We start from the raw sequence: 12,125 nt of genomic DNA on the forward strand, positions 1-12,125 counted from the left end.
CGAAGTATTCCCGGGCGCCAGCGCCGAGTTGACAGAGGATGGTGGAGATCCGCCGCCCGGCGCTGGCGCCCGGGAATACTTCGTAGCGCGCGCCCTGGTTCTTTGTCTTCAGCGCCGGACCTTCATTGCGGTTGGTCAGTTTGCGCGGGGTCTTAGCCGTGAGATCGACTTGCGTGGGGTTTTCGAGCATCGCGCTCGGCGCGTTGCAAGACCCAAGCAGCACACAGAGCAGTGCCGCCAAACCAAACCGGACGACGCGGGCCGCCCGACGGCCCGGTAAACCTTTTCGGTAGCCGTTCACGAAGGCGGCCGAACGCAAATCAATACTCCCTTCACCACTTCAGCCTTCTGCCAAAGGAGCAGGATGCCCAATGGTTAATGGTTTGTGAACGGTCCTGATTGATTCGCTAAGCGATTTCTTGAAATTCCTCCACAAGAGGTTGTTACGCCTTGCTGAATTCAGCCAGCCGCCACAACCAGAAAATCAGGATTGCCGGGGCAAGGAAACCTCCGAATGGGATGGCCACCCCCCGGTCAAAGTGCGTTGCCGTTGAGTAAAGATTTTGTATCAGCACCGCGGCGAGCGCGGCAACGGCGGCCACCAGCACCAACATCGCCAGTGGCTCATAGCCTAGCCAGGCGCCGGCCACCGCCGCCAGCTTCACATCACCCAGTCCCAAGCCCTCGACCCCCCGGAAAAGGTAATAGGCGGCACGCAAAAGATAGAAGGCGCCGCCACCCAGACCTGCGCCAATTGCACTCTCCGCCAGGCCCGCGTGCCAGTCCGCGCCATGGAACACCAAGGTATTGGCAACAGCGCCAACCGCAATTGCCGGGAATGAGACCGCATCAGGAATCCGAAATTCACGTAAATCAGTCCATGTTATCAATATCATAGCAAAAGCGAGTATAGCCGTTGACAGGGCGGCCACTGGCGGCAGCCACACAAGGCTGGCAAGGCACGCCCCCGCCGCGAACAGAACGGCGATGCCGAGAGAAAACCGGTCCATGCGGGGTGGCAAACGCAACAAGGCAAATCTCTCCCATCCGGGCGCTGTTCCCGGTGCGAAAGCAAACTACAGGCAAGCATGATCTGGTCAATTGCCGGAAAGACAACGCGCCGACATCGCCGTTTCTTTCCCGGCGCGAAAGGTTTAAATCGGGTTCAGCGGCTGATCCGGGATTGGCCTGGCACCCAGTGGGGACAGTTTCATGAAGATCGCAGTCATCGGCGCCGGTTATGTGGGGCTGGTTTCCGCCGCCTGTTTCGCCGATTTCGGTTATGAGGTCGTCTGCGTGGACCGCGACGCCGCCAAGCTTGCCATGCTCGAGGCGGGCAAGCTGCCGATCTATGAGCAAGGCCTCGAACCCATCGTCGCCGGCAACCGGCGGGCGGGGCGGCTCAGCTTCTCCAGCCATCTGAGCGAGGCGGTCGCCGCCGCCGACGTGGTGCTGATCGCCGTCGGCACCCCCACCCGCGAAGACGCCGACAGCGCCGACCTGACGCAACTTCTCGCCGCCGCCGGCGAGATCGCCAGGGCCATGCGCGGCTTCACGGTGATCGTCACCAAATCGACGGTGCCGCCCGGAACGGCGGCCAAGCTGAGAGAGGTCATCGCGCAGGCGCGGCCGGACGGCGATTTCGAAGTGACCTCCAACCCCGAATTCATGCGCGAGGGCTCGGCGGTGGAGGATTTCATCCAGCCGGACCGGATCGTGGTCGGCGCCAGCACGGAGCGCGCCGAACGGGTGCTGCGCCAGCTCTACCGCCCGCTCACCGCCAGGGATGTGCCGCTGCTGGTCACCAGCTGCGAGGCCGCCGAAGTGATCAAATACGCCGCCAACACCTTCCTCGCCACGCGGATCGCTTTCGTCAACCAGCTCGCCGATCTCTGCGAGGCGGTTAATGCCGATATCCAGGACGTGGCGCGCGGCATGGGGCTCGACAAGCGCATCGGCTTGCAGTTCCTGGCGCCGGGGCCGGGTTTTGGCGGCTCATGCTTTCCGAAGGATACCCGGGCGCTGGTGCACACGGCGCGCCAGCATGGCCATGCCTTCAGCATCGTCGAGGCGGCCATCGCCGCCAACGAGGCACGCAAGGACCAGCTCGCCGATCGCATTCAGCAGGCGGCGGGCGGAACGCTCGAGGGCAAGAAGATCGCGCTCCTCGGCGTCGCCTTCAAGGCCGAGACCGACGACATCCGCGATTCGGCGGCGCTCAGCCTGATTCCGGAGCTGCAGCGGCGCGGCGCGGCGATCGCCGCCTTCGATCCCGTCGCCATGGACAATGGCCGCCGGGCTTTCGACGCCGTGCAATGGTGCGCGGATGCCTATTCCGCCGTCATCGGCGCGGATGCCGCGGTGATACTCACCGAATGGAACGTATTCCGCGGGCTCGATCTCAAGCGTCTGGCGCGTGGCATGCGCCAGCCGGTGCTGGTGGACTTCCGCAACCTGTTCCCGCTGGCCGATGCCCGCGCCTCGGGCATCGCCTATCACTCGGTGGGGCGGCAGAGCATCGCGGCCGCGGCGCGGCAGGACGCTGACATCATTCCGTTCAAGTCGGGAACGGCATAACCGCATGCCGGCGCTCCGCGACAGCCGCAAGCGCATTCTGGTCACCGGCGGCGCGGGCTTCCTTGGCTCGCATCTGGTGGACCGGCTGGTCGGCGAGGGTCATGACGTGATCTGCGCCGACAATCTCTACACCGGCGCCAAGCGCAACATCGAGCACCTCCACGCCAATCCGCGTTTCGAATTCCTGCGTCATGACGTGTGCAACCCGCTGAAGATTGAGGTGGACGAGATCTACAATCTCGCCTGTCCCGCCTCGCCGGTTCACTACCAGCGCAACCCGGTGCTCACCACCAAGACCTCGGTGATGGGGGCCCTCAACATGCTGGGGCTGGCCAAGCGGCTGCGCTGCCAGATATTCCAGGCCTCCACCAGCGAAGTCTATGGCGATCCCGAGCAGCACCCGCAGCGCGAGGACTATTGGGGCCACGTCAACCCGATTGGCGCCAGGGCCTGCTATGACGAAGGCAAGCGCTGCGCCGAAACGCTGTTCTTCGATTATCACCGCCAGCACGGCGTGGCGATCAAGGTGGCGCGCATCTTCAATACCTATGGGCCGCGCATGCACCCCATGGACGGCCGCGTGGTGTCGAACTTCATCGTGCAGGCGCTGCTCGGCGAGGACCTCACGGTTTATGGCGACGGCGCGCAGACCCGGTCCTTCTGCTATGCCGGGGATCTCATCGAGGGTTTCGCGCGGCTGATGGCGGCGCCGGCGCCGGTGACCGGCCCGGTCAATCTCGGCAATCCCGATGAGTTCACGGTTCTGGAACTGGCCGAACAGGTCCTGAAGATGACCGGCTCCAAAGCCCGGATCAGACACCTGCCGCTGCCCGCCGACGATCCGCGCCAGCGCCGGCCTGACATCTCGCTGGCGCGCCGCGAACTGGGCTGGGAACCGGAAGTGCCGCTCGCCGAGGGTCTTTCCCGCACCATCGCCTATTTTCGCAGCCTCGTCTGAGGCATTTGCAACACCGGCGAAATCGTCTAGTTCTCCCGCCTATGCGCCCACTTCACCCAGACGCACGGCAGAGATGACCGCCGGCAAGCCCGCGGACCGTTTCGCCGCCGGTCTCAACAAGGCGATGGCTCTTCATCAGCAAAGCCGGCTGGCGGAAGCGGAACAGCTTTACCGGCAGCTGCTCCGGCAGCAGCCCGGTCATTTTGACGTGGTTCATCTGCTTGGCACATTGTTGCGGCGCACCGGCGATCTCGCGGAGAGCCAGGCGCTGCTCGACCGTGCCGTGGCGATGCGGCCGCAGAGCTGGGCGGCCCACTACAATCGCGGCAACACGCTGATCGAGCGGCGGAACTTTACCGCGGCGGCGGAAAGCTTTTCCCGCGCCATCGGCTTGAAACGCGACCATGCCGAGGCACATTACGGCCGGGCCGTCGCACGGCTCGAACTTGGCGATGCCGCGGCAGCACGCGGCGATGCCGAAGCGGCGCTCGAGCTGAAACCCCTCTACCCGGAAGCGGCCCTGACGCTTGCCATGAGCTATGTCGCGCTGGACCGGCTGGAGGAGGCGCGGCAGCTTCTGCTGCGGCTTCTCGCCGTGCGCCCCGCCTGGCCAGATGCGCTTCTGCAATTGGCGCGCGTCTTCCATCTGCAGCGCGAGTGGGCGCGGGAATTGGACGCCTTGAGCCGCGCCCTGAAAATTGATCCGAAGCGGCGCGATATCGTGGTTCAGATTGCAGTGGCCCGCCGCGAACTCGGACAGACGGCGGTAGCCCTGCAGGCGGTGGACGAGGTCATCGCGGCCGGCCCCCACCGCGCAAGCGCCCACGCCGTGCGCGGCGAAATCCTCAGCGATCTCGGAAGGATCGACGAGGCGCTGGCGAGCTTCGATCAGGCCATCAACCTCGACCCGAACGCGGCGCAGGCGCACGCCAACCGCGGCCACACGCTCAGCGAAATGGGCCGCATACAAGAAGCGGCCTTGAGCTATCAGCGGACGCTCGAAATCGACCCGGGCTATGCCGCGGCGCACTACGGCTTCAGCCGCATCCACCATTATGCGGCGGACGATCCGCTGATCGCCCGCATGCGCGAAACCATCCAGAACCCGCGGCTCAGCGGGGACGAACGCAGCCAGCTGTTTTTCGCTCTCGCCAAGGCGCTTGATGACGCGGGCGACCGCCACGGCAGTTTCGCGTATTTGCAACAGGGAAACGCCACCCGGAAGCAGGCGCTCGGTTACCGCCCCGAGGAGGATCAGCAGCTGTTCGGGAAGCTCGCAGCGGCCGCGCCCGCCCTGATGGCGCTGGCTGGCAGCGTGATGGCCGATCCCGCCCAGCCCGTACCGGTGTTCATCGTGGGCATGCCACGATCCGGCACCACGCTGATCGAACAGATCCTGTCGGCGGGCCCCAGCGTCAAGGGCGCGGGAGAACTGAATCTCGTCAAGCAGCTCGGACTTGCCCTGGCAACCGGAGCGGAACCAGCCTCCCCCGGCGCGCTGGGCGCCTTCGCCGGGAACTATCTGGCCGGCATCGCGCCGCTTTCAGGCGGCCGGCCATTCGTGGCCGACAAGATGCCACACAACTTCCGCTTTCTGCCACTGATCTGCGCGGCCCTGCCGCAAGCCAGGATTGTACATGTCAGCCGTGACGCCCGGGCGGTGTGCTGGTCCAACTACCAGCATCATTTCATGTCGCGAAGCCTCGGCTATGCCTATGACCTCGGCGATATCGTGAGCCACTACCTTCTCTATGACGATCTCATGCGGCGCTGGAAAACGCTGTGCGGCGGGCGCATCATCGAAGTTTCCTATGAGCGCCTCACCGTCGATCAGGAAGCGGAGACAAGGAAGTTGATCGAGCGCCTCTCGCTTTCCTGGCACGAGGCTTATCTGGCGCCCGAGGCCAACAAGCGGCTGGTGCGCACGGCTTCAGCGCGGCAAGTGCGCCAGCCGGTCTACCGCGGCAGCTCGGACGCCTGGCAGGCCTTCTCCGCGTTCATCGGCGATGCCTTCGACAGGCTGCCGGAGCCGTCCCGCGAGGGCCCGCTGGTATCCGGCTCTGCCCACGGCAAGATCCAAGCGGATTGAAGCAGTGCCGCAGAACCCGGATCATCACACGGCCGGCCTGAGGGCTGCTGACGGACGCGAAAACGCTCAGATGACTGCGGGACCGCTGGCACGGAGGGCGTTCCCGTCCTCGCCGAACAAATGGCAATCGCCTGCGCTGAAATCCAGCGAGACTGTGTCGCCGGTTCGAGGCGTCTCAGTACCTGCGAGCACGGCGCTCACCGTGGCGGGGCCGGCGCGCACTTCAAGAGTCGTTTGCGCTCCCAATAGTTCCACCAATTCGACTTGGCCCACGACGCGGCCTTCGCCGGGCGCGGAACGGCGGATATGCTCGGGCCGGATGCCCAGCGTCAGCTGGCCGCCGAGGCTGACGCCCTCTGCGGCGGCGGGAATCTCCATGACGCCCACAACCGGCGATTCAAGCGTCACTGTTCCAGCGCCGCGGGACACCACCCGGACTGGCAGGAAGTTCATCCGCGGAGAGCCGATGAACCCCGCCACGAACATGTTGCGCGGCTGGCGATAGAGTTCGAGCGGCGGGCCGAACTGCTGCACAACGCCGCCATCCAGAACAGCGATCTTGTCGGCGAGCGTCATGGCCTCGACCTGATCATGGGTCACATAGATCATGGTGGCGCAAAGGTCGCGGTGGAGCTTGGCGATTTCTGCGCGGGTGCTGACGCGCAGCGCCGCGTCCAGGTTCGAGAGCGGTTCGTCGAACAGGAAAACTTCCGGGTTGCGCACGATCGCCCGCCCGATGGCAACGCGCTGGCGCTGGCCGCCAGAAAGTTGCGAGGGCTTGCGATCGAGCAGCTCTTCCATCTTCAGGATGCGGGCGGCTTCCCGAACCTTCTTGTCGATCGCGCCGGGCGCTTCGCCCGCGATCCTCAGCCCGAAGCCGACGTTGTCATACACCGTCATGTGGGGGAACAGCGCATAGGACTGGAACACCATGGCGATCGAACGGTCCTTGGGCGGAAGGCCATTCACAACTTTGCCGCCGATGGCGATGACGCCGGACGTGGCCTCCTCCAGACCCGCGATGAGGCGCAACAGGGTTGACTTGCCGCAACCCGAGGGGCCGACAAAGACAATGAATTCGCCATGCGCGATGTCGAGGTCAACGCCCTTGATGACATGAACGTCTCCGAAGCTCTTGCGCACCCCCTTGAGTGAAAGCTCCGCCATGATCAGTCTTCCTCGACAGATAGCGTTCCATCGTCATGCACACGCAAGGGAACCGGGTCGCTCACTTCGCCGATAAAGCGGCCATCCTCGCCGTAATAAAGGAAAGCCATCAGAAACAGCCTGCCATCCAGCTCCACGATCTTTCCGGCATACCGCTTGCAGGGATTGCGGCCATCGAGGAAAGGGGCATCGGGCGTGCGCCACGGCCCCAGATGATGATCGGCCACAAGATAGTGATTTCCGGTCACGGGAGTTTGCGGATTCTTACGCCGGTACGCCTCGGACCAATGCTCCGCCGCTGTACAGAACGTCATGTACCAGCGGTTGCCGTGCCGGAACACCTGCGGCACTTCGAGCTGGCCGAAGTCGCCTGTGTCATAAACAGGCTTCCGCAGCGTCCAGCGTTCCAGATCGGGCGAGGCCGCGAGGCCAATAGCGCCGCCAGCGTTAGGCTCCGCGCGGCCAGGAACGCGCGCCGTGAAATACATGATCCAGCCATCCCCCTCCGGGTCCGGCATCACCCATGGATCGCGCATTGCGCGGTCATGCCAATTGCCGGAACCGTATTCTTCATAGAAGCGGGCGTTGGGGCCGGTGAGATCGAGTGCCAGCCCATCCCCCAGGCGCGTCCAGCTGTGCATATCCCGGGACGTTGCGTGGCCGATGCGCTGGTGCATGCCTCCGCCGGTGTGCGACGTTCCGGTGTAGAAGAGGTGCCAGGTCCCGTCCGGCCCCCGCAGCACCGAACCGGTCCATGTCGTCCAGTCATCCCACGCCGGCTGTGGCGCCGGGGTGAGGCAGGTTCCAAGATGCGTCCAGTTGACAAGGTCCCGGCTGATCGCATGGCCCTGGGTGACGTTGCGGTGGCGCATCTCCGGATCAGGCAGCGTCTTGTCCGCCTGCAGGAAGTAAATGTGCCAGTCCCCGCCAGAGCGGGCCAGCCAGAAATCCCAGATCCATTTGCCGTGAAGCGACAATACCAATTCCGTTTTTCCTCTCTGTTTTGCGGACGGCTTCAGCCCTTGATACTGGAGCCGATCGTCGACTGAATGAACCAGCGCTGAAACAAGAAATAGACAACAAGGACCGGAAGCGACATGAGCACCGAGAAGGCCATCACATCGCCCCAGACCGGCGGGGGCGTGCCGAAGTACTGGGCGAGGGCCAGCGATACGGGCCGGGCCCCGGATCCGCGCGTCACCATGAGCGGCCAGAGGTAGGCGTTCCAGTATTCGAGGCTCTGCAGAATCGCCACCGTTGCGATGGTCGGAAGCGACAGCGGCATGATGACGGACCAGTAGGTGCGGAGCTTCGAGGCGCCGGCCACATAAGCGGCCTCGTCCAGATCCTTCGGGATTGACGAGAAGAACTGATAGAAAAGGAATATTGAGAACGGATGCGCGATGAATGGGACGATTTGCGCGCGGTAGGTATCTACCCAGCCAATCTTGGCCATCATCAGCAGCAGCGGAACCGCAAGCGACTCCATGGGTATGATGATAAGCGCCACCACCGCCATAACCACCGCGCCGCGGCCGCGGAAATGCATGCGGGCCAGCGCGAAGGCCGCAAGCGAATTCACAAAAATTCCGAAAATGACGATCGACGCCACGATGATCGTGGAGTTCAGGAGATAGCGGAGGATGGGAAAGGTCTTATTGGAGAGCACTTGCCGGAAGTTCTCCGGCGAGGCCTCGCCGGGGCTGACCCAGAAGGCGCGCGCGTTGCCGAGGTCGCGCAGGATCTGATTCTCGTCGGCCTTGAGCGATGTGGCGAACATCAACAGCAGCGGAGCCAGAACGAAGGCGGCCACCGCAATGGCCACAACGGTCAGGAGGAATCTTTCGCCGCGCTGCGTCAAGAGATCGCCCTCTCCTCCTTCACGAGCCGCCGCTGCACAAGGGTAATGGCGAGCACGAGGATGAAGAAGATCACGGCCGCCGCCGCGGCAAAGCCAACTTTGCCCTGCCGGAACCCCTGCATGTAAATGAGCCGGACCAACGTGTCCGTCGTGTTGGCAGGCCCTCCCTGTGTCAGCAGCTGCACCTGCGTGAAGAGCTTGAAGGCAAAAATGGTTGTCGTGATCGCCACGAGGATATGCGTGTTGCGCAGACTTGGCATGGTCACGTGCCAGAACTCCTGCCAGCGGCTCGCACCCTCGATTTGCGCCGCCTCATAATAGTCCCGCGAGATGCCCTGCAGGCCCGCGAGATAAATCACCATCTGGAACGGAAACCCCTGCCAGGCGGACAGGAGCACGATAGCGGGCATCGCCGTCCAAGGGTTCTGCAGCCAGCCAACAGGCTGCGCCGCGCCGAAACTCAGACTGACGAGCGCATAGTTGAAGAAGCCCTCGCGCTGGTAGAGCGACGCCCAAATGACCGAGACCACCACCATCGAAATGACGGTGGGCAGGAAATAAACGCCGCGGAACAGGCTGCGGGCGGGAATCCTGGAATTGATCAGCATTGCCGCGCCAAGGCCCATGGCGCTCTGCAGAGGAACGACGAGCGCCGCGAAGGTCGTGGTGCGGACGAAAGCGTTGACGAACTCTCCGTCCTGGAAGAGCCGCAGGTAGTTGCGCAATCCGATGAACTTGGTGGGGACGTTCGGATTGGGGACAAGCCTCTGGTCCGTGAAGGAAAGCGCCACCGACATCGCGAACGGCAGCGCGATGAAGATGGCGATCAAGGCGAGCGCCGGGGCGAGAAACGCCCATGCCTGCCGCTGCTGCTTCTTCATATAGGACATGGCGCGCCGCCTGGATGGGGCGCGCGGAGCGCTAACGCCTCCGCGCGCCAGCTTCGTTTACTGGCCGAAGGGCGGGTAGCCGCTGTTGTCGGCGATGTCCTGGTCGATCTTCTGGGCGGCCTCATCGAGCGCGGTCTTCACGTCCTTGCCGTCGATGATGTCAGCAACCGACTTCGCGAAGGCAGCGGTGATCGCCGGATAGGCCGGATGCGCGGGGCGGGGCATGCCCATCCCGCCATTGAGCTGTGCCAGATAGAGGCTGAGAGGCCCGCCATCCTTGTACAGGTCAACTTTGGGCGCGGCCGACTTCACCGCTGGCACGCCTCCCATAGCCTGTGACAGCGCGGCCACGTTATCGCCGCTCATGAAGAACTCGAGGATCTTTGCGGCGTTCTCCGGCTGCTTCGAGGTTGTGGTGATGCCCCAGCACCAGCTGCCGTTGCCGGTCACATGCTTGCCGCCCCAATTGGGCATTGGCAGCAGAACCAGGTCTTCGCCCAGGGCCTTGGAATGGGCGGGCCACATCCAGTGGCCTACGAAGGACAGGGCGGCAGTTTTCTTGCCGTAAAACGCGTCGTCGCCTTCGGATGCCGGAACCACGTGGCCGTTTTTCACCCAGCCCTGGAAATGGGTCATCGCCTTCACCGCGGCGGCGCCATTGATGGTGCCGCTGGCTTTCCACGCCTTACGGTCGATCAGATCACCGCCGAATGACTGGACTATCGGCGAGAAACCATAAGTGTACCATTCGCCCTGCCCATAGTTGGCCTTGATGTCCAGGGCATATTTGATTCCTTCGAGCTTCTGCAGCTTCGCCAGCGCATCCTCGAACTCCTCCATCGTCCATGCATCATCGACGCCTTTCGGTATCCGCACGCCCGCCTTTTCGAGCAACGATTTGCTGCCCCAGATCGACAGGCCGGAGTCGGCCATGCCGAGCGAATAGACCTTGCCGTCAGGCGCATAGGTGCCCTGAGCGATGATGGACGGAATGACATCATCAAAAATCTTTTGCGGCACAAGGCCGTTCAGCGGCAGCAGATAGCCCGACCAAACGTAATTGGCGTAATTGGGCCCGTCAAAATCAAGGAGGTCAGGCAGACCTCCTGAAGCGGCGGCGGCCTGAACTTGCTCGTTGTAGGCACCTTCAGGCTGCACTTCGAGCACCGCCGGCACGCTGGGATTTTGCTCGTTCCATGCCTTGATCAGAGCCTCCATGCGCTCCCGCTCGCCATCGCCGCGGCCCCCGTGGTGCCATACCTTGACCGGATCCGCCGCGGAAGCAGCCGATGCAAAACCAAGCCCCGTAGCGGCCACAAGGCCTCCCGCCACCACCTGGCGTCTGTTAATCGTCATGTTGTTCTCCTCTCCTAAGTTTTCTCACTCGTTACCGCAGCCATTGGCGGCGGGCAGTCTCACCCAGTGGCGCCTTCAGCCTAGAACGCCGCAGGACATCCGTTCGACAAGCAGGCAATGCAGCCGAAGCACGCCGCCGCGGCCTTCTTCTGGGGCGGTCCTTCTGCCAGGCCCGCCGGAAAGCATCATTGACACCGCAGTGCGGCCGATCTCGAAATAGGGCAGCGCCACTGTGGTCAGCGCCGGCACGAGCGTCTCTGAAATCAGCTTCAGGTCATCGAACCCGATGACCGACAGATCGCGGGGAATGGAAAGCCCGGCGCTTGCCGCGGCAGCATAGACCTGCATCGCCACCTGATCGTTGCCGCAGATGATCGCGGTTGGGCGGCGCTTCTCCGCGAGGAGTTCGCGCGCAACGCCAAAGGCTCGCATGGCCTCCCGCCCGACCGGTCCGGTCATGCCGCAGCGTTCAAGCGACGGATCGAAAGACACGCCCGCTTCGCAGAAGGCGGCGCGAATGCCGCGGGCGCGCAACTGCGTAGCCTCGATTTCCGGAATCAGGGTCACGCATGCGATTCGCCGGTGGCCGCGCTCCAGAAGATAACGGGCCTGTGCGTAGCCTCCACCCTGATCATCCGGAATAATGGAAGGCTGCGCGCCATCCGCCGCATAGCAATTGGCAAGAATGACGGGATTGGCGAAGCTCTGCTGGCGGACCAGTTGCGGGCGGTGATACATGGCGGCGTAAATCACGCCAGAAACGCGATGCGCCTGGAACATGCGCCATAGTTCCGCTTCACGGGCGGCTTCTCCGTCAGAACTGGCGATCATCAGTTGACGGCTGGGTCCAAGCGCAGCCTGAGCGCCGCGGATGATATCCACCGAATAGGGCGTCGTGGCGACAGCATCGGTCATCAAGCCAAGGATGTTGGAGGCCCCGCCGCGCATCTGGCGGGCGGCGCTATTAGGCACATAATCCAGCGCTTCGATGAACGGAAGAACCCGCGCCCGCGTTTTGGCTGCAACGGCTGGGTCGCCGTTTACCACACGGGATACAGTCTTGACGGACACTCCCGCCCGCTCCGCAACTAGGTGGTGTTGACAAAGTGGATTCACAAATCACGTGATTTCTGATTCAAGGCTGTTCTTTGCGGAGAACAGCGATGGTTCGCGGGTTGATGTCGGACAAGGAATGGGCGTTTTTCGAGCCATTTGTCATCGAGAGGG

At 63.4% G+C, this 12,125-nt stretch carries 11 protein-coding genes; 3 read left to right on the forward strand and 8 right to left on the reverse strand.

Annotation, left to right across the window (positions count from 1 at the left end; genetic code table 11):
* Positions 1-319, reverse strand: a 319-nt coding sequence (locus ACKOED_RS14205; protein WP_408917265.1) for a hypothetical protein, incomplete at its 3' end; no start/stop codon positions are given.
* A 124-nt stretch (positions 320-443) separates the two neighbouring features.
* Positions 444-1,031 (reverse strand): prepilin peptidase, encoded by a 588-nt coding sequence (locus ACKOED_RS14210; RefSeq protein WP_408917266.1) that lies wholly within the window; start codon positions 1,029-1,031, stop codon positions 444-446.
* A gap of 181 nt (positions 1,032-1,212) precedes the next feature.
* Between ACKOED_RS14210 and ACKOED_RS14215 the strand changes: the two genes are divergently transcribed.
* The 3 genes from ACKOED_RS14215 (at position 1,213) to ACKOED_RS14225 (ending at position 5,624) form a co-directional block, all read left to right on the forward strand.
* Complete coding sequence (locus ACKOED_RS14215; RefSeq protein ID WP_408917267.1) at positions 1,213-2,577, forward strand: UDP-glucose dehydrogenase family protein; 1,365 nt, start codon at positions 1,213-1,215, stop codon at positions 2,575-2,577.
* A 4-nt stretch (positions 2,578-2,581) separates the two neighbouring features.
* Complete coding sequence (locus ACKOED_RS14220) at positions 2,582-3,535, forward strand: UDP-glucuronic acid decarboxylase family protein (protein ID WP_408917268.1); 954 nt, start codon at positions 2,582-2,584, stop codon at positions 3,533-3,535.
* Positions 3,536-3,608: 73 nt separating this feature from the next.
* Positions 3,609-5,624, forward strand: a complete 2,016-nt coding sequence (locus ACKOED_RS14225; protein WP_408917269.1) for a tetratricopeptide repeat-containing sulfotransferase family protein — start codon at positions 3,609-3,611, stop codon at positions 5,622-5,624.
* Positions 5,625-5,690: 66 nt separating this feature from the next.
* On the opposite strand, the gene ACKOED_RS14230 is transcribed toward ACKOED_RS14225, so the two are convergent.
* From ACKOED_RS14230 to ACKOED_RS14255, 6 genes are all read right to left on the reverse strand, one after another.
* Positions 5,691-6,791, reverse strand: a complete 1,101-nt coding sequence (locus ACKOED_RS14230; RefSeq protein WP_408917270.1) for an ABC transporter ATP-binding protein — start codon at positions 6,789-6,791, stop codon at positions 5,691-5,693.
* A 2-nt stretch (positions 6,792-6,793) separates the two neighbouring features.
* Complete coding sequence (locus ACKOED_RS14235) at positions 6,794-7,774, reverse strand: hypothetical protein (RefSeq protein WP_408917271.1); 981 nt, start codon at positions 7,772-7,774, stop codon at positions 6,794-6,796.
* A gap of 32 nt (positions 7,775-7,806) precedes the next feature.
* Positions 7,807-8,652: a carbohydrate ABC transporter permease gene (locus ACKOED_RS14240; RefSeq protein WP_408917272.1), complete on the reverse strand. Its 846-nt coding sequence runs from the start codon at positions 8,650-8,652 to the stop codon at positions 7,807-7,809.
* Entirely contained in the window at positions 8,649-9,482 is an 834-nt protein-coding gene (locus ACKOED_RS14245; protein WP_408917273.1) for a carbohydrate ABC transporter permease, read from the reverse strand. Before ACKOED_RS14245 ends, ACKOED_RS14240 begins: the two co-directional genes overlap by 4 nt.
* A 117-nt stretch (positions 9,483-9,599) precedes the next feature.
* The gene (locus ACKOED_RS14250) at positions 9,600-10,898 is read right to left on the reverse strand and encodes an ABC transporter substrate-binding protein (RefSeq protein WP_408917274.1); all 1,299 of its coding nucleotides are present in this window, start codon (positions 10,896-10,898) and stop codon (positions 9,600-9,602) included.
* A 75-nt stretch (positions 10,899-10,973) separates the two neighbouring features.
* The gene (locus ACKOED_RS14255) at positions 10,974-12,014 is read right to left on the reverse strand and encodes a LacI family DNA-binding transcriptional regulator (protein WP_408917275.1); all 1,041 of its coding nucleotides are present in this window, start codon (positions 12,012-12,014) and stop codon (positions 10,974-10,976) included.
* Between the last annotated feature and the right edge of the window lie 111 nt (positions 12,015-12,125).

Source organism: Aestuariivirga sp., from assembly GCF_046093005.1.
Taxonomy (GTDB): domain Bacteria; phylum Pseudomonadota; class Alphaproteobacteria; order Rhizobiales; family Aestuariivirgaceae; genus Aestuariivirga.

What these genes read in the sequence shown, in the direction of transcription:
- ACKOED_RS14220 (WP_408917268.1), top strand. Translation starts at nt 2,582, where the DNA reads ATGCCGGCGCTCCGCGACAGCCGCAAGCGCATTCTGGTCACCGGCGGC.
- ACKOED_RS14225 (WP_408917269.1), top strand. Translation starts at nt 3,609, where the DNA reads ATGACCGCCGGCAAGCCCGCGGACCGTTTCGCCGCCGGTCTCAACAAG.
- ACKOED_RS14250 (WP_408917274.1), bottom strand. Translation starts at nt 10,898, where the DNA reads ATGACGATTAACAGACGCCAGGTGGTGGCGGGAGGCCTTGTGGCCGCT.
- ACKOED_RS14215 (WP_408917267.1), top strand. Translation starts at nt 1,213, where the DNA reads ATGAAGATCGCAGTCATCGGCGCCGGTTATGTGGGGCTGGTTTCCGCC.
- ACKOED_RS14230 (WP_408917270.1), bottom strand. Translation starts at nt 6,791, where the DNA reads ATGGCGGAGCTTTCACTCAAGGGGGTGCGCAAGAGCTTCGGAGACGTT.